At 61.3% G+C, this 20012-nt stretch carries 14 protein-coding genes and 3 pseudogenes; 11 read left to right on the forward strand and 6 right to left on the reverse strand.

The window, feature by feature from the left end; translation table 11 throughout:
• Positions 1 to 43: 43 nt before the first annotated feature.
• Positions 44 to 946: a LysR family transcriptional regulator gene (locus tag QTA57_RS15780; RefSeq protein ID WP_290152367.1), complete on the forward strand. Its 903-nt coding sequence runs from the start codon at positions 44 to 46 to the stop codon at positions 944 to 946.
• A gap of 138 nt (positions 947 to 1084) precedes the next feature.
• A complete protein-coding gene (locus QTA57_RS15785) occupies positions 1085 to 2071 on the forward strand; it encodes a LysR family transcriptional regulator (RefSeq protein WP_290152368.1) in 987 nt (328 codons plus the stop codon).
• Here QTA57_RS15785 and QTA57_RS15790 read toward each other — a convergent pair.
• Positions 2055 to 3614: a trimethylamine methyltransferase family protein gene (locus QTA57_RS15790; RefSeq protein WP_456237558.1), complete on the reverse strand. Its 1560-nt coding sequence runs from the start codon at positions 3612 to 3614 to the stop codon at positions 2055 to 2057. The two genes, QTA57_RS15785 and QTA57_RS15790, sit on opposite strands and share 17 nt — an antisense overlap.
• Before the next feature lie 137 nt (positions 3615 to 3751).
• On the opposite strand from QTA57_RS15790, the pseudogene QTA57_RS15795 reads away from it, so the two are divergent.
• A pseudogene (locus QTA57_RS15795) lies at positions 3752 to 6186 on the forward strand (GcvT family protein).
• 18 nt (positions 6187 to 6204) lie between these two features.
• On the opposite strand, the gene QTA57_RS15800 reads toward QTA57_RS15795, so the two are convergent.
• Together QTA57_RS15800 and QTA57_RS15805 are read right to left on the reverse strand one after the other, a co-directional pair.
• Positions 6205 to 6981 carry a citryl-CoA lyase gene (locus tag QTA57_RS15800; RefSeq protein WP_290152369.1) on the reverse strand — a complete coding sequence of 259 codons (777 nt, stop codon included), beginning with the start codon at positions 6979 to 6981 and terminating at the stop codon, positions 6205 to 6207.
• On the reverse strand, positions 6978 to 8180 hold the full coding sequence (locus tag QTA57_RS15805) for a CaiB/BaiF CoA transferase family protein (RefSeq protein ID WP_290152370.1): 1203 nt from the start codon (positions 8178 to 8180) through the stop codon (positions 6978 to 6980). Before QTA57_RS15805 ends, QTA57_RS15800 begins: the two co-directional genes overlap by 4 nt.
• A gap of 583 nt (positions 8181 to 8763) precedes the next feature.
• Between QTA57_RS15805 and QTA57_RS15810 the strand changes: the two genes are divergently transcribed.
• A complete protein-coding gene (locus QTA57_RS15810; RefSeq protein WP_145209791.1) occupies positions 8764 to 9108 on the forward strand; it encodes a TfoX/Sxy family protein in 345 nt (114 codons plus the stop codon).
• Positions 9109 to 9337: 229 nt separating this feature from the next.
• On the opposite strand, the gene ndk is transcribed toward QTA57_RS15810, so the two are convergent.
• Positions 9338 to 9760, reverse strand: a complete 423-nt coding sequence (gene ndk / locus QTA57_RS15815) for a nucleoside-diphosphate kinase (protein WP_145209794.1) — start codon at positions 9758 to 9760, stop codon at positions 9338 to 9340.
• Positions 9761 to 9928: 168 nt separating this feature from the next.
• Here ndk and QTA57_RS15820 point away from each other — a divergent pair, with 168 nt between their 5' ends.
• From QTA57_RS15820 to QTA57_RS15835, 4 genes and pseudogenes are all read left to right on the forward strand, one after another.
• Positions 9929 to 10216 (forward strand): hypothetical protein, encoded by a 288-nt coding sequence (locus tag QTA57_RS15820; protein ID WP_290152374.1) that lies wholly within the window; start codon positions 9929 to 9931, stop codon positions 10214 to 10216.
• A 42-nt stretch (positions 10217 to 10258) separates the two neighbouring features.
• Positions 10259 to 12117, forward strand: a pseudogene (locus QTA57_RS15825) (ABC-F family ATP-binding cassette domain-containing protein).
• 35 nt (positions 12118 to 12152) lie between these two features.
• Complete coding sequence (locus QTA57_RS15830) at positions 12153 to 12770, forward strand: MarC family protein (RefSeq protein ID WP_290152376.1); 618 nt, start codon at positions 12153 to 12155, stop codon at positions 12768 to 12770.
• Positions 12771 to 12812: 42 nt separating this feature from the next.
• Positions 12813 to 13394: a retropepsin-like aspartic protease family protein gene (locus QTA57_RS15835; protein ID WP_171560375.1), complete on the forward strand. Its 582-nt coding sequence runs from the start codon at positions 12813 to 12815 to the stop codon at positions 13392 to 13394.
• A gap of 39 nt (positions 13395 to 13433) precedes the next feature.
• Here QTA57_RS15835 and QTA57_RS15840 read toward each other — a convergent pair.
• Both QTA57_RS15840 and QTA57_RS15845 read right to left on the reverse strand, forming a co-directional pair.
• A pseudogene (locus QTA57_RS15840) lies at positions 13434 to 13903 on the reverse strand (DNA polymerase III subunit chi).
• A 4-nt stretch (positions 13904 to 13907) separates the two neighbouring features.
• Entirely contained in the window at positions 13908 to 15374 is a 1467-nt protein-coding gene (locus tag QTA57_RS15845) for a leucyl aminopeptidase (RefSeq protein WP_290152378.1), read from the reverse strand.
• Between the two features lie 143 nt (positions 15375 to 15517).
• Between QTA57_RS15845 and lptF the strand changes: the two genes are divergently transcribed.
• The 3 genes from lptF to QTA57_RS15860 are packed head-to-tail and all read left to right on the forward strand — an operon-like array spanning position 15518 to position 19871.
• A complete protein-coding gene (gene lptF, locus QTA57_RS15850; RefSeq protein WP_290152379.1) occupies positions 15518 to 16636 on the forward strand; it encodes an LPS export ABC transporter permease LptF in 1119 nt (372 codons plus the stop codon).
• Entirely contained in the window at positions 16633 to 17730 is a 1098-nt protein-coding gene (gene lptG / locus QTA57_RS15855) for an LPS export ABC transporter permease LptG (RefSeq protein ID WP_290152381.1), read from the forward strand. The genes lptF and lptG overlap by 4 nt, the downstream gene beginning before the upstream one ends.
• Positions 17727 to 19871 (forward strand): LPS-assembly protein LptD, encoded by a 2145-nt coding sequence (locus tag QTA57_RS15860; protein ID WP_290152383.1) that lies wholly within the window; start codon positions 17727 to 17729, stop codon positions 19869 to 19871. Before lptG ends, QTA57_RS15860 begins: the two co-directional genes overlap by 4 nt.
• Positions 19872 to 20012: the final 141 nt, after the last annotated feature.

The following is a 20012-nucleotide window of genomic DNA, read 5'->3' on the forward strand; positions in this document are numbered from 1 at the left end:
TAACTCGGCTTAATATGCATGAAGCGCATGATATGAGGTGCCAATGCGACTTGAATGGCTCGAAGATATTCTGGCGGTTGCGGAGAATGGCTCACTCTCTGAGGCCGCCGAGCGCCGCAATCTGACACAATCGGCCTTCTCGCGGCGGATTCAAAACATCGAGGACTATGTCGGCGTCGAGCTGTTTGATCGAACCCGCAAGCCGGTGCAACTGCGCCCGACAACAGCCGATCAGCGGGAACAGATTGGCCGCCTCGCAGGCGACCTGAGGCAGTTGGTGACCGATCTGCGCCGGGGCGACCGGACGTCGGGCAATCGGGTGATCATCGCCAGCCTGCACTCGCTGACCACATCGCTGACCCCGGAACTGGTCAATGGCATCCAAGCCCGCATTCCCGAGGCTTTCGTCCGCCTGCGCTCGGCCAATCTGGATGATTGTTTCGGGCTGATCCTGTCGCGGCAAGCCGATATCGCGTTGGTCTATCGGGTGCCGGGCATGGAGCATCCGATTGAGGCCGATTACATCGAAAGCCTTGTCTTGGGTGAAGATCGCCTGATCCCCGTCTTCGCAGTCGACAAGGCTGACGCATTGAACAGCTGGTTTCAGTCGGGCGAGTTGCCCTTTATCGGTTACCCCGGCGACGTGTTTTTGGGGCAGGTGATGGACACTGTGATCTTGCCCCGCATCCGCAGCTTGGCGCGCGCCGTGCCGAAAGCAGAAACCGCACTCACCCTGGCCGCACTGGAACTGGCGAAAGTGGGCATTGGCGTCGCCTGGGTGCCGCTTTCGCTCGCTCGGCCACATATTGCGCGCGGGGCAATCGCCGATCTGTCGGCAAGCTTGGCCTCCTATTCGCTTGATGTGACAGCGGTCCGGATTTCGGGCAGTCCCGGTGTCACCGAAAACGCCATTTGGGATCATCTGGCCGCGCTGTCCGCCGATTGAGGGACGGTAGAGCAGCCCGGCTGGCCAATCGTGCGAAGTCGCCAATTTCTAAAAAATCGAAACTTACCTGTGATAGGTTGTCTATTTCGTCTAGGCTGGCTGTGTTGAAACCTCTCTTCTCTGGCTGCGGATCGGCTTATGAAACAGTCTCAGCTTTCTCTCAAAGGCCTGGAGGTCTTTCGGGTCGCGGCACAGTCTGGGTCGGTCCAAATCACCGCAGATCGGACCGGGCTATCGATCAGCACCGTCTCGCATCATCTGCGCAATCTGGAGACACAGCTTGGCGTTGATCTGCTGGATCACGCCCGCCGCCCCATGGTCGTGACTGCCGAGGGGCTGATCTTTCTACGCTATGTCGAAGAGGCCCTCGGTTTGCTCGACAAGGCGCAAGTGGAGGTTAGGGCCGCCGCGCCCCATGGTCTCAATCAACTGCGCTTTGCGATGATCGAGGATTTCGAGAATGATATCGGACCAGAGATCACCCGGATGCTGGCCAAGGCGCTGCCGCACTGCCGGTTCACGCATCACACCCGGGTCAGCCACGAAATCCTCGACCTGTTGCGCAATCGCGATCTGGATTTGGGCATCGCAACACAGCCGCAATTCGCCTTACCGGGTGTCGAAGAAATCCCGCTTCTCCGCGATCCGTTTGTTCTCGCGGTCCCGGCGACGCAGAGCCGGTCGGCGGAAGATATCATCACCGGCCAAAGCGGGCTGCCCTTTCTACGCTATAGCCGCAGTCAAATCATCGGCGGCATGGTCGAGGCACAACTGACCCGGCTGCGCCTGAAACTCGACACCACTTTTGAGCTCGACAGCACCGCCTCGATCATGGCGCTGATTGCGCAAGGTGATGGCTGGGCGATCACCACGCCCAGCAATTACGTCCGCGCCAAGCGCTTTCACGGCCAAGTGCGATTGCTCCCCTTTCCGCGCAAGGAGTTCGCCCGCACGGTCTCGGTGTTTATTGCCGAGGCGCAGGCGGAAGGCATTGCCCGTTTGATCTCCGCCGCGATGCGCAGCCTGATGTCGACCCATGCAATTGGCCCAGCCATCGAGGCCTATCCCTGGCTGAAAGACCGCTTTCGTCTGATCCCGGACGAGGTGGTTACGCCAAAATCTTGAACCGATCCCGAATGGCTTTGTCCTGATCCGGTGTCAGATAGGTCGGATGGTGACTGGCCAGGATCTCTTGCGCCCGCATCTTGGCGCGCTGCCAGGCATCGCCGGCCCCATTATCGGCCCAGGTCTGGGGCTGCTCACGATCGGCGAGTTTCGGATAGTGATAATCCCGCTCCATCGCCTGATAGGTGTGATCCGCGCCGAGGAAATGCCCCTCGCCCAGGATCGCGGCGCAGATCGCGTCAAAGCCAAGATTGTCTTCGGTAACTTCGACGCCGCGCAGCGTGCGATAGGTCATCGCATGCATTTCATCGTCGAGAATAAACGCCTCGAAACTGACCCCCAGAAGCGCGGCGGTCATGCCGGAGCTTTCATAGATCAAATTGCCCCCGGCCAACGCCGCGGCCAGACTAGTCATGCCCTTTTCGACGCCATATTGCGCGTCAATCGCCTTGGCATCGGTCATCGAACAGGCCACGCCGGACGGCAAGCCCAACCAGTTGGAAATCTGCGCCGAGGCAGCATTCAGAAGCGCCGTCTCCGCCCCGCCGCCCGCAAACGCGCCGCTGCGCAGGTCGATCACGAAGGGCCAGTTGGAAAACACCATCGGAAAGCCGGGCGCGAGCGTGTTGACCACCACAAGGCTCGCCAGCGTTTCGGCCAGAGACTGTGCCAGAAACCCCGCCATCGTGGCCGGTGCGGTCGCCCCGGCCTGGGCCGCGGTGATGCAATTCATCGGGATGTTGTGTTCGACGCATTTGTAGATCACGTCGACCGCATCCTCGCCGAAGCGCATGGGCGAGATCACCGGACTGATATGGGCCGCCATGAAGGGGCGCTTGGCAAACGCGCCCGGGCCGCCCGCCACGATATCAAGCATCGCGACAATCGGGTCCACATGCCCCGCCAGCGTAAACGAGGTCGCGACGGGTTTGGTGGTGTGTTTCACAAGCGCATAGGCCGTGTTCACATCCAAATCCAGAGTGTCCGGCACGTCAGTCGCCACGCAACAGCGGGTGAACCACGCCACATTCGTCAGCGTATCTTGCAGCCGTGTGAAATCATGCAAATCGGCCAGCGTGGAGGGGCGGTAAAGGCCGGTCTCCAAATCCAGCGTGTTGACCGCCGCGCCCCCGGTGCCGAAATAGACCCGGTCGCCCCCCACCTCGATAGACCGCGCCGGGTCTCGCCCATCAAGCGGGAAGGTCTTGGCGGCTTGGGCGATCGTCTGCTCTACCAGCGCCCTTGGAAAGCTGATCCGGCCATTCTCCATCTGCTGCGCGCCCGCTGCGATCAAATCTCGGGCCAGGCGATCTGGCACCTCGCCCATACCGAGCTGCTCCAACAGGCGCAGTGCGGTTGCATAAATGGTCTGCAAATCTGCATCGCGCAAAGGCCGATAGGTTCCGCCCTGCTGGCCTGCCGGGGCTGGATTGACCTCAGGCGGCGCGGCGCGCTTGGCGACGCGCGCGCTACGGCCGGAACGGCGGGGTCTGGAGTGCATATCTGTCATCGCTTCCTCAGCCAAAATAGGACGACCGCGCATGGGGTTGGCAAAGGAAATCTCGCAACATCTGAAAAAAGCGAAACTGTGATTTGAGAAAATCACAGAGGCGCCGTTCCGATTGACCGCCGCCGCCGATTGACCGCCACTCCGTTCATCTTGCTTGGAGGACCCCGTCGATGAAATCGCAAACCCGTGTCGTTGTCATCGGTGGCGGCATCGCTGGATGCTCCACCCTCTATCACCTGACCCAAGAAGGCTGGACCGATGTGGTTCTGGTGGAGCGCAATGAGCTGACCTCGGGCACCACCTGGCATTCTGCCGCGCAGGTGACGAATTTCGGGATGACGCAGACCATGGTCGGGCTGAAATCCCACTCGATCCAGCTCTATCGCGAGCTTGCCGCCGATCCGGAGTATCCGATCAACTATCACCATGGCGATGGCGGCATCCGGCTCGCCAATACGCCCGAACAGATAGAGGGCTATCACCATTTTGACTCCATGGCGCGCGGCATGGGGGTCGAGTTCGAGGTGATCGATGCAGAGGAATGCGCGCGCCGCCATCCACTGATCTCAACCGACAACCTGCTCGGCGGGTTATGGGACGGCCAAGATGGCGATATCGACCCGGCCCAGCTTTGCCAGGCGCTGGCCCGGCGGGCGCGGAAAGCTGGCGCCGAGGTCTATCGCAATACGCCAGTGATCGGCCTGACCCAACACAAGGATCACAGTTGGACCGTCCATACGGAGCGTGGCGATATCGCCTGTGAAATCGTCGTCAATGCCTGCGGCTACCGCGTCAATGAGGTCGGCGCGATGATGGGCGTGCACCACCCGGTGATGTCGATGGAGCATCAGTATTTCGTCACTGAAGAGATTCCGGCAATCCGCGACGCGGGCCATCGCATGCCGCTCCTCCGCTGCCCGATCAGCGATTACTACTGCCGTCAGGAGAAGACTGGCCTGCTGGTCGGGTTCTACGAACAAGACTGCAAAACCTGGGCGATGGACGGGATCGATCCGCATTTCGTCAATGCGCTTTGCCCGGATGATCTGGACCGGATCACCGATGTGTTGGAGGGGGCTTTTGCCCGGATGCCCGCACTGATGGAGGTGGGTATTCACACGGTGGTCAACGGTCCGATCACTTATACCATCGACGGCGCGCCTTTGGTCGGGCCGATCCCCGGCAAGCGGAACGCGTTCTGCATCATCGGCTTGCGCGCCGGGCTCGGCGAAGGCGGCGGGCATGGTTGGCTCTTGGCACAACAGATCGTGCATGGAGAGGCCTGTTACGACACCTGGATGCTCGACCCGCGGCGCTTCACCGGACATGCCAATACCGAACTGACCGCCCTGAAAGCGATCGAGGATTACCAAAACGAATTCCGCTTTCATTTCCCCAACGAGCATCGCCCCGCCGGGCGTATGGCCAAGACCACCCCGCTCACGCCGGTCCTGGCCGCCGAAGGGGCGGAGTTCACCACCGTCAATGGGTGGGAGCGGGCGGAGTTCTTCAAACCCAGCCCCGATTTTCATGTCACGCCTAGCTTCCGGTTCGACGAGGCCTTCGATCTTGTCGGAGCGGAAGTCGCAGCCGTGCAAAACGCGGTCGGCCTTTCTGAGGTCAATGGATTCAATCGCTTTGAGATCACCGGTGCCGATGCGCAAGGCTTCCTTGACCGGATGATCTGCGGTCGTTTGCCACGAAAACCGGGCCGGGTCGGTCTCGCCTATCTGCTCAATCACCACGGCATGCTGAAATCCGAAGCGACGATTGCCAATATCCCGGCTTCGGATCGGGGGCCGGCGCGGATCTGGTATGGCTCGGCTGCCGCAGCCGAATTCCATGACATGGATTGGCTGACGCAGCACATCGAACCAGGCGAGGAGGTCCAGATCAGATCGCTGACCAATGATCAGACAATCCTTGTCTTGGCGGGTCCCCGCGCCCGGGACGTGATCAGCACGGTCAGTCGTGCCGATTGGTCCAAAGAGGCCTTCCCTTGGCTCTCAGTCCGCGAATGTTTCATCGGGATCGCACCCGCCACCGTGATGGGCGTCAGCTTCTCGGGGGAACTGGCCTATGAAATCCATGTGCCCAATGCCTCGCTCTATGCCGCTTACACCGCCCTGCGCGAAGCCGGCGCGGCCCATGACCTCCGCCTTTTCGGTGCCCGTGCGGTCGACGCGATGCGTCTTGAGAAAGGCTACCTGCATTGGAAGGCCGATATTCTGACCGAGTTTGACCCGTTTGAAACCGGGCTCGGCCGCTTTGTCCAACTGGACAAGCCCGATTTCATTGGCAAGGCCGCGTTAGAAACACGACGCACCACGGGACCCACAAAACGCCTTGCGACCTTGGTGCTCGACAGTCGAGATGCACCTGCTCATGGTGGCGCGTCGGTCATGAAGGACGGCGCCGTTGTCGGCACCGTCACATCCGGCGGATGGGGGTACCGGGTCGCGCAAAACTTGGCTTATGCGTTTCTCGATCCGGCCTTTGCGGAGCCTGGCAAACAGCTCCACGTCGACGTGTTGGGCCAGATGATCACAGCGCAGGTGATCGCGCCGGCCCGTACGACCCGGAAGGCACCGCCTACCGCCAATAGCATGGCGAGACGGCAAGCCTAGTCCGCCTCGTTCGGACCGGTATAGGTCCAGCGATACTGGGGCGGCGTCGGGCCTTTATTGCGTCCGCCTTGCTGCATCTGCTCCCACGCATGGGCAATCACGCCAACTGAGCGGGACAAGCAAAAGAGGCCGCGCGCCAGCGGCCCGGCGAAACCCAACTCGGCATAAATCACCGCCGTTGCCCCATCGATATTCATCGGCACCGGCTTGCCCTTCCGCACGGCCAGTTCCGCCGCCACCCCCTCGCCGATTTCTGCGAACCGGCCCGAGACGGTGCCCGCCTCCGCCGCATCTCTGACCAGAGCCATCAGACGCGGCGCGCGCGGGTCGACCGGTTTGTGGAACCGGTGCCCAAACCCGGGGATATACGGCCCCCGCTCCGCTTGCCACCGGTCGATCGCCGCGCCGGTCTCCACGCCGCCATCGATCCAGCCATACAGCTCCACCGCCTGCTCCCCTGCCCCGCCATGCACATCGTCGAGCATATTCACCGCGCTCGCCATTGCCCCGTTCAGACCCAAGCCGCAGGTAACCGCCATCCGCGCCGTGGCAATCGATGGCGCTTGCGGCCCGTGATCCACCGCCGCCACCAGCGCCGCCTCCAACAGCCGCGCCTGAGCCTCCGAGGGCAGATCGCCGCGGGTCAAGAGCCAGATCATTTGCGGAAAGCTGACCTGCCCGATCAAATCTTGGATCTCGTGGCCGCGAAAGGCGATCCGTCCAGGCTCCATATCGATGATCTCGGTGGACCACCAATCGGCGACATCGCTCATCCCGTCTCTCCTCTGTCTGGCACCACAATCACCCCGTCTTTGGTCAAATCCGCGACCTCAGCGGCGTCATACCCAAGCTCACCCAGCAAAGTCGCGGTATCCGCCCCGGACTCCGGCGGCGACCGCTCCAGCACCGTCTTCCGCCCGGCCAGCTCCACCGGCAAGGCTGGCAGGCGCACGGCGACCCCGCCTGGTAATTCGGTGGACAACAACCGTTCCCCCGCCGCCAAATGCGGATCGTCAAACAGTTGCTCGGGCCGCGCCACATGGGCAAAGGGCAATTGCGCGGCGACGGCTTTCTCGGTCAGTGCGGTCAGCGGCAACCCGGCCACCAGCGCCGCAACCTTCGGCAGCAAGTCGCCCCGGGCTTCGATCCGCTGATTATTCGTGCTCAGGCGCGGGTCGGCCGCCAGATCGGGCGCGTCAAACACCTCGCAAAACCGCTGCCAGTGCCGGTCCGAGGTGATGCCCAGAAACACCCGCTCCCCATCGGCGCTGTCGAATTGATCATAAATCGCCCAAGCCGAAACACGCGCGGGCATCGGCGGCACCGGCGCATCGCTCAACGCCGCATAGGCCAGATGCTGCCCCATCAAGAACATCGCGCTTTCAAACAACGCCGAGGTCACCAACTGCCCCCGGCCCGTTCGTTCCCGCTCGGCCAGCGCGGCTTGGACGCCCACGACACCCATCACACCGCCCATCACATCGATCACACTCGCCCCCGCGCGAAGCGGCTGCCCCGGCGGGCCGGTCATATAGGCGAGGCCGGACATCATCTGCACCACCTCGTCCAGGGCGACACGGTTTTCATACGGCCCTGGCAAAAACCCCTTCAAAGACAGATAGATCAGCGTGGGGAACGCCTCCGCAAGCTGCTCATAACTCAAACCCAACCGCGCCATCGTGCCCGGCCCGAAATTCTCGATCAGCACATCCGCCGTGCCGATCAGCCGTTTCGCGACCGCTAGCCCGCGCGGCTCCTTCAAATCCAGCGCGATGGACCCTTTATTGCGATTATAAAACGGAAAATACCCCGTCCCGAACCCTTTGAGGGCGCGGGTCGGGTCGCCCTTGGTCGGCTCGACACGGATCACCTCGGCCCCCAGATCGGCCAGAACCAGCCCGGCGGTCGGCCCCATCACCGTATGACCGAAATCCAAGACGCGCAGCCCGCTATGCGGCAACTCTTGCCTCATCCTCGTCCCTTTCCCCGCATGACTGCGCCCCTTCTAGCAGCGAATCCGATCTGCGGCGACCAAGACCCGAAGCGCGGCCTCAAAGCGCTTAGAAATGGGGCCGCCCCTGCCCTTTCGGCGCTCAAAAAACAATCATCGGTAGAATCCGACCAACAATTACCGCGCCGCCCATTGGCGGCAATGCCGCGGCGCGGCAAGCTGATCTTGTCAGGCTGGTCCGGGAGCGCCTCTCCTCCCTTCCTATGGCCTCCTCGGGCGGTCTGACGCGAAGACATCTCTGGCGGTCGCGGCTCTCGTCTCTCTTCCTCTATGGTCGGGCCGCCAGTTTTTTCCCCAAGCTTCTGTGGTTGAATGAACACAGTCTGGGCGCGCCACATTCACGCCACATTCATGCCGGTGTTAGGACAAAATCGGAGCGGACCCTTCTCGGTCATAGGCATCAAGACCTAACCCGGAGCAGTATCATGCAAACTCGCAAACCCGCGCCGAAAGAGGCGCCCACCAAAAAAGAACACCCCAAGCCTGTCCGCTTTTCCGATTGGGCCAGCATCTGATAGAGCTTTTCGGCAGGAGACCTGCTGCCATGAGCAACATCGCCGCCGCTGACCCCGTCACGGCCATCCGCAACATCGGACCCGCGCAGGCCGAGCTTCTGGCCCGCGCAGGCATTACCACGGCGACCGAACTGCGCGAAGCGGGCGCAGACGCCGCTTATACGCGGATGCTTGAGGTTGGGGTGCGCCCGCATTTCATCATGTATTACGTGCTCCACATGGCGCTCCAGGGCCGCCCATGGAACGATTGCAAAGGCGCTGAGAAAGATGCGCTGAGAGCTCAATTCGATGCGCTCAAAGCGACCCAAGCAGATGACGGCCGTGGCGAGATGGAACGGGTCCTGAACGAAATTGGCGTGGGACTGCGCCGCTGATCCTTGATCTGGTTGGACCGCGCGACGGGAACGCCCGAGTCCATGACGGTTTTCAGCACCCGCCCTGTCGTCAAAGCGGGAAGCAGCCCAAAGCGCCCGTGACCGGCGCGCCCGATAGCGCTGTTTCATCGGGCGTCGAGGCCCAACCGCGCCATGGCGCGGCGAGCACCAAAAGCAAACGGCCGCGCAATCTCTTGCGCGGCCGTCTCGTTTTCCAAGCGGTGACCGCTTAGCCGACCAGCTCAAGACCCGAGAAGAAATAGGCGATTTCCTCTTTCGCGGTCTCCGGCGCATCGGAGCCGTGCACCGAGTTTTCGCCGATCGACAGCGCGTATTCCTTGCGGATCGTGCCCGCATCGGCCTCGGCGGGGTTGGTCGCGCCCATCACTTCGCGGTTTTTCGCGATGGCGTTCTCGCCTTCCAGCACCTGCACCACAATCGGCTCGGAGATCATGAATTCGCACAGTTCATCAAAGAACGGGCGCTCTTTGTGCACACCATAAAACGTCTGTGCCTGAGCCAGGGTCAGCTGGATCCGCTTGGAGGCCACGACGCGCAGGCCCGCTTCCTCGAACTTGGCGACAATCGCGCCGGTCAGGTTGCGCTTGGTGGCATCGGGTTTGATGATCGAAAAGGTCCGTTCCAGGGCCATTGTGTTTGCTCCGCATGGGTTGAATTTGACGCGGCCCCTAACATGGCCGGGCAGCATTGGGAAGACCTGCTTCCCGCTTGCGAAGCGCGCGCTGATTTGTTAGCCCCATCACACTGATCAGCGACCATCTCGGCAGCCATTTCACCTGACGGATTGAAAGGATGTCCGATGACCTTCATGAAACCACTCACCCTTCTTTTGGCGCTGAGCCTGCCCACCTTGGCTTTGGCCGATAACCCTGAGCCGATGCCGCTCAGCTATGCGGTGTTTGAGGCCGCAATCCCGCATATGGATCTGGCCGAATGCCCCCGAGATCTTGCAGCCGAAGACCGGTTCTGCCGCGTCACGGTCTCGCATGACGAAGTGCATGTCTTTGCCTTTAGCTATGATGGCGACAGCCCGTTTGTCGGTCATGCCACATATCCAGCCGATGGGCTTGAGGCGCTTCTGCAGTAATCCCCGTTGACTCGGGCGGAGCACTAAGCCAGTGCTCCACCCATGCTGCGCATCTCTGACATATCCTATTCGATTGCTGGCCGTCCTCTGCTTGAGGGCGCCTCTGCCACCATTCCGGCGGGCCACAAGGTCGGTATTGTGGGCCGGAACGGCACCGGCAAAACAACCCTGTTCCGTCTGATCCGGGGCGAGTTGGTCTTGGATGGCGGCAATATCTCAATGCCCGAGCGCGCCCGGATTGGCGGCGTCGCGCAAGAAGTCCCCTCCTCCGAAACCTCGCTCCTCGACACGGTGCTGGCCGCCGATACCGAACGCGCCGCCCTTCTGGCCGAGGCCGACACCGCCGAGGACGCCACGCGCATCGCCGAGATCCAAACCCGACTCGCCGATATCGACGCCTGGTCGGCCGAAGCGCGCGCAGCGACGATCCTCAAAGGCCTGGGCTTCACCGATGCCGAGCAAGCCATGCCCTGTTCGGCCTTTTCCGGCGGCTGGCGGATGCGTGTGGCGCTCGCGGGCGTTCTGTTTTCCGCGCCCGATCTGCTGCTGCTTGACGAGCCGACCAACTATCTCGACCTCGAAGGCGCGCTTTGGCTCGAAAGCTATCTGGCGAAATATCCCCACACCGTGCTGATCATCAGCCATGACCGTGGCCTTCTGAACCGCGCCGTGGGCCATATCCTGCACCTGGCCGACCGGAAACTGACGCTTTATGCGGGCGGGTACGACGCCTTCGCCCGTGCGCGGGCCGAGAAACGCGCAGTTCAGGCGGCAGAGGCCAAGAAACAAGAAACCCGCCGGGCGCATCTGCAAAGCTTCGTGGATCGGTTCAAGGCCAAAGCCTCGAAAGCGAAGCAGGCCCAATCTCGCGTGAAAATGCTGGAGAAGATGGACACAATCCGCATGCCCGAAGATGCGGCGCGGACCGTCTTCACCTTCCCGAAGCCCGAGGAACTCTCACCGCCCATCGTGCAGTTGGATGCTGCCGCCGTCGGCTATGACGGACCACCGGTTTTGAAGCGCTTGAACCTCCGGATCGACCAGGACGACCGGATCGCCCTTTGGGACGCAATGGCGAGGGGAAATCCACCCTTTCCAAACTCTTGGCAGACAAACTGAAAGCGTCCGAAGGTCGTAAGACCCAATCCTCCAAGCTCCGCGTCGGCTATTTCGCGCAGCACCAGGTGGATGAGTTGCATATCGACGAAACCCCGCTCCAACATATTCAGCGCGAGCGGCCGAGCGAGATGCAATCGAAGCTGCGCGCGCGGCTCGCCGGGTTTGGCCTCGGCCCCGATCAGGCTGACACGGTTGTGGCGAAGCTTTCGGGGGGACAGAAAGCCCGGCTGTCGCTTTTGTTGGCGACCATCGACGCGCCGCATATGTTGATCCTCGATGAGCCAACCAACCACCTCGATATCGAAAGTCGGGAAGCGCTCGTCGAAGCACTCACCGCCTATTCCGGCGCGGTGATCCTGGTCAGCCATGACATGCATCTGTTGAGTATGGTCGCCGATCGGCTCTGGTTGGTGAAAGATGGCGGCGTGGCGCCGTATGCGGACGATCTGGAAGCCTATCGAAAGATGCTCCTGCAAGGTGAAGAAAAGCCTGCAAAAGTCGAAAAACCAAAGGCAAAGGCGAAGCGGCCAAGCCATGCGCAGATGCAAGACCTCCGCTCTGAGGTGAAGAAATGCGAAGCCCGGGTCGAAAAGCTGAACCTGATGCGCGACAAGCTGGCCACCAAACTGGCGGACCAGACGCTTTACGAGGATGCCCGTGCCGGCGAGTTGGCCACATGGCAGGCCAAATATGCCGAGGTGATGACGGCGCTGGACCGTGCCGAAGCGCTCTGGATGGCGGCCCTCGAACGCGTCGAGAAAGCCGAAGGCGCCGCCGCATGATCCGGCGCGGCCTGATCCGATGGCGGAGCTAAGCCATGGACCTCGCCACCGCCATCCCGGCCTTTGTTGCACTCTTCGTGATCATCGACCCGATTGGCATGGCGCCGCTTTTCGTGGCCATGACCCAAGGCATGAGCGCCCGGGCCCGGCGCGGCATCGCGATCCGCGCCTGTTTGGTCGCCCTGGCTCTTTTGACCCTGTTCGGCGTTGCCGGGGAAGCCGTATTGAATTTCCTAGGGATATCAATGCCCGCTTTCCGTATGGCCGGTGGCATTCTGTTGTTTCTCACGGCGCTCGACATGTTGTTTGAGCGCCGCACGCCGCGCCGTCAGGGGCAAGCTGAGGCCGCCCATGCCGAGGACCCGTCGGTCTTTCCCCTGGCGATCCCGCTCATCGCCGGGCCGGGGTCGATCACCACCATGATCCTGCTGGCCGGACAGCCCGGCACCGACGCGCTCCATGTCGCGATGATCCATGGGGTGATGGCGCTGGTGTTGCTCTGCGTCTTTGCGCTTTTTCTTCTGGCCAGCCCGCTGGAACGTCTGCTTGGCCCGGTCGGGATCAATGTGGTCACCCGAATCTTGGGCATGTTGCTTGCGGCCTTGTCTGTTCAATTTGTCATCGACGGGTTGCGCGATTTGCAGGTGATTTAAGCGCCCGAGCCCTTATATGAGAGGCATCTGGAGGATAGGCATATGGTTGCGGATCAAATCGCGTCGCTGATCTATTTGGGCCTCTTTGGCACTGTTATTGCTGGATATTTCCTGTTCGCGAACCGGCACCAGATGGGCAAGGTCGCGCAGATGGCGGCGGTCTGGGTTTTCATTTTCCTGGGCGCGATCGTCGCCGTCGGTGTCTGGCAGGATGTGCGCGACACGGTCGCCCCAAGGCAATCCGCGGCGATGGACGGCACGGTGATCGAAGTACCGCGCGCACCGGACGGGCATTATTATCTGATCATGGAGATCAACGAGGTGCCGGTCCGTTTTGTGGTGGATACTGGTGCGTCGGATATGGTTCTGGCCGAGCAAGACGCGATCCGCGCCGGTGTGGATATGGACCGGCTGATCTTTTCGGGCCGGGCCTTGACCGCCAATGGCATGGTCGAAACCGCGCCCGTGCGCTTGGATCAGGTCGCTTTGGAAGGCGTGGTGGATACCGGCGTGCGGGCGGTTGTGAATGCCGGGCAGATGGAAGAGAGCCTGCTTGGCATGGCCTATCTGGACCGGTTCGACCGGATCGAAATCGCCGACGGGCAATTGGTGCTCACCCGCTGATAGGTTACGAAAAACACCCGTTTCGGGATTTTTCGTAACCTATTTGTCGGCGGCGGCCTCGGCCTTCATCTCCCAAGACCCGCCCTCTTCCGACCAATACTGCGCCGCGCAGCCCGCCCCGGTCAGCGTCTTCCACTGCTCCCGCGCCTGCTGCACCGCGCCCGGATCATGACCGTCGAACAGCACGCAGACCCGATCCATCGCCGTGACCTCTTCGGCGCTAATGGCGGCCCCCTCGACACTCATCAGACAGGTCGCGCCATTGGGCAGATCTACAGCAGTGGTCAACAGGATCGGCTGCGCGGCATCATGATCGCCCCCGCCTTGCCGTGCGGCAGAAACCCCTCTTCCGGGCGCAGCCAGAGCAGATCGTCCAACCGCTCCACCATCGCATCACTTTGGGCGCGCACCGCCACCCGCCATCCAGCCCCGCGCGCTTTGCCCGCAAGACTGGCCAGCGTGACCTCTAAGGGCCGCCGGGTCAGGTGGTAAAAATACGCCGCGCCCAATCGCTCAGCCCTCGTAGCGGTCGCGCACCAAACGGTCGAGCGCCAGAACGCCCCAGCCCGTCGCGCCTTTCGGGGCCAAGACGGTGTCTGATTTGACCGAGGCGACGCCGGCGATATCGAGGTGGATCCAGGGCGTGTCGTCTTTCACAAAGCGTTGCAGGAATTGCGCCGCAGTGATCGAACCGGCGGGCCGCCCGCCGATGTTTTTCATATCCGCCACGTTGGATTTCAGCATTTTGTCGTAACCCGCACCCAAAGGCATCCGCCAAGCGCCTTCTCCCTCGGTCGCGGCGGCCTTCAGGAACGCATCACAGAACCCGTCATCATTGGAAAAAACGCCCGCGTTTTCATGGCCCAAGCCGATGATGATCGCGCCGGTCAAAGTCGCCAGATCAACCATGGCGGCGGGTTTGAACCGGTCCTGGGCGTACCACATCACATCGGCCAGAACCAAACGCCCCTCGGCATCGGTGTTGATCACCTCAATCGTGTCGCCCTTCATCGATTTGACCACGTCGCCCGGGCGCTGCGCATTTGGCCCCGGCATGTTCTCAACCAAACCGACAAGCCCCACGACATTGGCCTTGGCCTTGCGCAGGGCAAGCGCCCGCATGACGCCGGAAACGACCCCCGCACCGCCCATATCCATGGTCATGTCTTCCATGCCAGCCGCCGGTTTCAAACTGATCCCGCCAGTGTCGAAGACCACACCTTTGCCGACGAGCGCCAGCGGCGCTTCATCGCCACCGCCATTCCACTGCATGACGACGACCTTCGAGGGCGCGTCCGACCCTTGGCCAACGCCCAAGAGCGCGCCCATGCCCAGTTTGCCAAGCTCGTCTTCTTCGAGGATTTCGACCTCCAGGCCGATTTCCTGCATCGCGGCCAGGCGTGCGGCGAAGTCATTTGTGGTCAAGACATTGGCCGGTTCGCTGACCAGATCGCGAGTGAAGAACACGCCTTCGGCCAAGGCCATCGCGGGTTTGGCGGCGGCGGCAACCTCTTCGGGTTTCGAGCACATGATGGTGGCCGCCCCGGCTTCGGTTTCTGTCTCGGTCTTGTGATCGGTGAAAGCATAGGCTCGGAGCGCCAGGCCGAGCGAGATCTCATCAATCCGGGTCAGGTTGCCCGCCCCAACCAACAGCGCCTCATCCCCTTTGAATTTCGCCAGCGTCGCGCCAGTTTTCCGCGCCAACTCGATTGACGGACGGCGCGGCAGCTTTACGACCATCAGGGCCGTGGCCAGAAGCCCGGTTGGGAAGCTCATCGCAACCCCTTCGCCTTCTTTCACCTTGCCCCATTTCTCCGAATCCAGAAGCCGCGCGACCGCCCCCTTTGTCAGCCGGTTGGCGCGCCGGGCGCTGGCATCGATCTTGCCATCTTCGGTCGCGAAAACGGCAATCTTGCCCTCGCGCTCGCGCATCTGATCGAGATCGGTTTCGACAAAGGAAATGGAGATCGGGCTGGTCATGAGAGTCCTCTTGGGGGAATGCGATTTGGCGCAGCTTAGGCCCCGGCGCGAGGGATGACCAGATGGCCCTGTGCATGGGCGGGGGATTGCAGTAGAACCAGGGGCAAGAACACGTGCTGCGACAAGACAAGGGGGCGAGGCCAGTGGGGCGGTATGACCGGTATATCCTGTCGCAACTGCTGGTATTGTTCGGCTTTTTCAGCCTCGTGCTGATCTCGGTCTATTGGATCAACCGCGCGGTGGACCTGTTCGACTCGCTGATCGCCGATGGTCAAAACCTCGCCGTGTTCCTGGAATTCACCGCGCTCAGCCTGCCCCAGATCATGTTGACGGTTCTGCCGGTGTCGGCCTTCGTGGCGACGCTGTATATCTTCAATCGGATGATCTCGGAAAGCGAGTTGGTGGTACTTCAAACCGCCGGAATGGGGGCGATCCGCCTATTGCGTCCGATCATCATCTTTGGCCTGGTTTTAGCGACCCTGGTCAGCATCTTGGCGCATGTGCTGGCCCCCGCCGCGCGAAGCCAGTTCAATGATCGCAGTGTCGAGGTCACACAAGATATGACCGGGCGGCTGCTGCGTGAGGGGCAGTTCATTCACCCCACAGGTGGCGTGACGGTCTATATCCGCGACATCACCGAACTGGGAGAGTTCCGCGACGTGTTCTTACAAGACCGCTCCTCGGCCAGCAGCGAGACGACATATGTCGCGCAACGGGCGCTATTGGTGCGGAGTGAGGCCGGGCCCCGCCTGGTCATGTTTGACGGGTTGGCGCAAACCCTCACACCGGAAGACCAACGCCTCTCCGTCGTCGAATTTGACGATTTCACCTATGATATTGCCGGCTTGATCGAGGCCCCGGACAGCCGCCGCTATGACCTGGGCGAACTCTCGACGCCGGTTTTGCTGGCAGCTGATCCGGATTTTGCGGCCGAGCAAGGATTTCAGCGCAAGCAGATGCAGTTTGAGGGCCATAGCCGGATTGCCCGTGCGATATTTGTGCTGATGGTCCCGGCCATCGCGGCGGCGACGCTGATGCTCGGCTCCTTCTCGCGATTTGGCGTCTGGCCGCAAATCCTCTTGGCGGTGACACTGATCATTCCATTACAAATCACCTGGAATGCCGCAGAAGCTGTTGCGCTGCGGGATGGCGGACATGTCTGGTTTGTCTATGCGCAGCCGGCTTTGGCAACCCTGATCGTAACGGGGTTGATCCTTTGGAGCATGCGGGCGCGGCGGCCCCGGCGACAGGTGGCTGCATGATCCTGCACCTCTATATCGCGAGGCGGTTTCTCCGCGCGTTCATCATTGTGCTCGGGGTCTTTATCTCGATCCTCCTCCCGATTGATCTAGCCGAGCAAATCCGCCGGATTGGCAATCCAGACGCGGGATTTGGTGCCGCGCTCGAGCTCGCGCTGCTGAACACACCTGGTACGCTTTATGAAATGCTGCCGCTTTTCATTATGTTGGCGACCTTGTTTCTGTTCTTGGGCCTTGCTCGGACCTCCGAGATGGTGGTGATCCGTGCCGCCGGTCGCTCGGCGCTCCGCAGTACGATGTCGCCGGTGATCGTGGCGATCTTGCTGGGCATTCTTGGCATCATGGTGATCAACCCGATTGTCGCCGCGACCGAGCGGCAATATGCGCAGACCGTCTCTCGGTATCAGACCGGTGAAGCGCAAACAGTTTCGATCAGCGCGGAGGGCTTGTGGCTGCGCCAAGGTAGCGAAGCGCAGCAAACGGTGATCCGGGCGGAACGGACCAATGCCGACGGTACGGTTCTGCAAAACGCCAGTTTCTTTGCCTTCGATGAAGATGGCGCCATGCAAAGCCGAATTGATGCGGACATAGCGCGTTTGGAGCTGGGCGCGTGGGAGCTGGAACAGGTCAAAATCTGGCCTCTTGCCGGGAGCAGCAACCCCGAAGCCCAAGCTGAGACGCAGGCCCGCTTCACACTCGCCTCAACCCTGACTCGCGAACAAATTCGGGACAGTTTCGGCAGCCCCTCCACCGTGCCGATCTATGAATTGCCGCGTTTCATTGAGCAGCTGAACACTGCTGGGTTTGCCGCGCTGTCGCATCGGGTTTGGTTGCAGATGGAGCTGTCAAATCCGCTGATGCTGGCCGCGATGGTTTTGATTGCGGCGGGCTTCACCATGCGGCACACGCGATTTGGCAAGACCGGCGTGATGGTGCTGTCGGCCATCTTATTGGGCTTCGGCGTCTTTTTCATCCGCCGCTTTGCCGAGGTCTTGGGCGAAACCGGGCAATTGCCGATTTACATTGTTGCCTGGACCCCACCGTTGGCCGCAATTCTCTTGGCGCTCGGGCTCTTGTTGCATACGGAGGACGGATGAGCGCGATCCGCCAAATTCTAGCCGTCCTTGCGGTCTTGGCCGCGTCCGGGCTTGGGCAAAGCGTGGCGCAAGACACCGCCGCCCTGCCCGCGACCCTGATTGCCGACAGCATTGATTTTGACGGCGCGAGCCAAGTGGTTGTGGCCAGCGGCAGTGTCGAAGTGTTCTATCAAGGCAGCCGGCTTCGTGCGCAGAGCGTGCGGTATGATGGGACCAACGATATGCTGGCAGTCGAAGGGCCGCTCACGTTGACCGAAGCCAATGGGCGGACGGTTTTCCTGGCTGAGTTTGCCGAACTGTCCGGCGACCTCCAAGACGGGATATTGCAATCGGCACGTCTGGTCTTGGACCGGCAATTGCAGATCGCCGCGACCGAGATCAACCGATCTGATGGCAGGTATACCCAGCTTTATCAAAGCGTTGCATCCTCTTGCGAGATTTGCGCGGACAATCCGACACCGCTCTGGGAGATTCGCGCCCGGCGGATCGTGCATGATCAATTAGAGCGCCAGCTCTATTTCGAAGACGCACAGTTTCGCGCCTTAGGCATTCCAATTGCCTATATCCCACGGTTGCGTTTGCCGGACCCGACCTTGGAGCGGGCGCGCGGGTTTCTGGCACCTTCGATCAGTTCCGATGATCTGATCGGGACGGGCATCCGCCTGCCCTATTTCATCCCATTGGGCGATCATGCGGACCTGACACTCACCCCATTTCTGACGATCGGTGACAGCCAATCGCTCGAGGCCCGCTATCGTCAGGCCTTCCATAACGGGTTTATCGAAGCGAACGGCGCACTCACCTGGGATAATCTGACCGATGATGACCAACGCGGTTATATCTTTGCGGACGGGTATTTCCTGCTGCCCCGAGATTTCCGCTTCGATTTTGAGATCGATGCCGTCACAGATCGCACCTATCTCTTGGCATATGGCTTTTCCGAGCAAGACCGGCTGGACAATCGCCTGACGCTGAGCCGGGCACGGCGCGATGAGTATATCGAAGCGGGGTTCAGCTACTTCTCCTCGCTCCGCGAGGGCGACGACAACCGCATCCTGCCCAATCAAGCGCTGAATGCGGAATACACTCGGCGTTATACGCCGCCAGTCGTTGGCGGGATCGCGTCGTTAGGCTTCTCAGGCCATACACATTACCGGATCGACGATACCGATATGATCGGGCGCGATGTGGGGCGGCTTTCGGCCAATGCCGATTGGCGGCGCGATTGGGTTTTGCCGGCCGGACTGCTCCTAGCCGTCGAAACCGAACTCAATGCCGATTACTACGCGATCCAGGAAGATAGCAGTTTTGCCGACCAAGAGACACGCTTTGCCCCTGCAGCCGCGGTCGAACTCCGTTGGCCTTGGGCGCGGACCAGTATGCGCGGCGTAACCCATCTGATCGAGCCAACCATACAGCTTGCCTGGAGCGATGATAACGGCGCGGTGGTTCCCAATGAAGACAGCGCGGTCGTCGAGTTTGATGAGGCCAATCTCTTCTCGCTGAACCGCTTTCCAGGACGCGACGGGTTTGAGACCGGCACACGATTGAACGTCGGTCTGACCTACACCCGCACCGATCCCCTGGGCTGGTCGCTTGGCGTCACCGTGGGGCGGGTCTATCGCGACACCGCGCCGGGGCAGTTTACGCCTGGCTCGGGGCTTGATGGCGTCCAGTCCGATTGGCTGCTCGCGGCGCATCTGGGCCTTGGTCAAGACCTCAGCGTGATCAACCGGGCTCTTTTCGACGATACGTTTGATTTCACCTCAAACGAATTGGCTGTAACTTGGCGCGGCGATGCCCATAATCTGACGTCGAGTTTTACCTGGCTTCTGGCAGACCCGGCAGAAGGGCGCCCACGAGACATGGCCGAATGGGCACTCGATGCGGGCTATGATTTCGACAATGCTTGGGCCGCCCAAGCCAGTTGGCGCTATGATTTTGTGGCGGATGAAGCGACACGGGCTGGCTTGGCGCTGACCTATGCCACGGAATGTGTGGATGTAGAGTTTTCCCTCTCGCGCCGCTTTACCACCTCGGCTACGTTGGAGCCGTCAACCGAGTTTGGCATAACCGTCGCATTGAATGGCTTTGGGGCCACGCGAGACGGGCGCCGCTATGACCGTAGCTGCCATAGATAGGTGGCGCGAAAGGATAACGGATAGAAACGATGAGCATGCGAGCACAGCAGTTTTCCAAAACCCGCCAGTTTACCCGCGCTTTGGTTTTCGGCGGCGCGATGGGTCTGACATTGGGTCTGATACCAACGGTACCCTGGGCGC

This window comes from Fontisubflavum oceani (genome assembly GCF_030407165.1).
In the GTDB taxonomy this organism is placed as follows: domain Bacteria; phylum Pseudomonadota; class Alphaproteobacteria; order Rhodobacterales; family Rhodobacteraceae; genus Rhodophyticola; species Rhodophyticola oceani.

Excerpts from the sequence above, each read along its gene's own strand:
- QTA57_RS15780 (WP_290152367.1), top strand. The coding sequence starts at position 44 with ATGCGACTTGAATGGCTCGAAGATATTCTGGCGGTTGCGGAGAATGGC.
- QTA57_RS15785 (WP_290152368.1), top strand. The coding sequence starts at position 1,085 with ATGAAACAGTCTCAGCTTTCTCTCAAAGGCCTGGAGGTCTTTCGGGTC.
- QTA57_RS15790 (WP_456237558.1), bottom strand. The coding sequence starts at position 3,614 with ATGCGCGGTCGTCCTATTTTGGCTGAGGAAGCGATGACAGATATGCAC.
- QTA57_RS15800 (WP_290152369.1), bottom strand. The coding sequence starts at position 6,981 with ATGAGCGATGTCGCCGATTGGTGGTCCACCGAGATCATCGATATGGAG.
- QTA57_RS15805 (WP_290152370.1), bottom strand. The coding sequence starts at position 8,180 with ATGAGGCAAGAGTTGCCGCATAGCGGGCTGCGCGTCTTGGATTTCGGT.
- QTA57_RS15810 (WP_145209791.1), top strand. The coding sequence starts at position 8,764 with ATGAGCAACATCGCCGCCGCTGACCCCGTCACGGCCATCCGCAACATC.
- ndk (WP_145209794.1), bottom strand. The coding sequence starts at position 9,760 with ATGGCCCTGGAACGGACCTTTTCGATCATCAAACCCGATGCCACCAAG.
- QTA57_RS15820 (WP_290152374.1), top strand. The coding sequence starts at position 9,929 with ATGACCTTCATGAAACCACTCACCCTTCTTTTGGCGCTGAGCCTGCCC.
- QTA57_RS15830 (WP_290152376.1), top strand. The coding sequence starts at position 12,153 with ATGGACCTCGCCACCGCCATCCCGGCCTTTGTTGCACTCTTCGTGATC.
- QTA57_RS15835 (WP_171560375.1), top strand. The coding sequence starts at position 12,813 with ATGGTTGCGGATCAAATCGCGTCGCTGATCTATTTGGGCCTCTTTGGC.
- QTA57_RS15845 (WP_290152378.1), bottom strand. The coding sequence starts at position 15,374 with ATGACCAGCCCGATCTCCATTTCCTTTGTCGAAACCGATCTCGATCAG.
- lptG (WP_290152381.1), top strand. The coding sequence starts at position 16,633 with ATGATCCTGCACCTCTATATCGCGAGGCGGTTTCTCCGCGCGTTCATC.
- QTA57_RS15860 (WP_290152383.1), top strand. The coding sequence starts at position 17,727 with ATGAGCGCGATCCGCCAAATTCTAGCCGTCCTTGCGGTCTTGGCCGCG.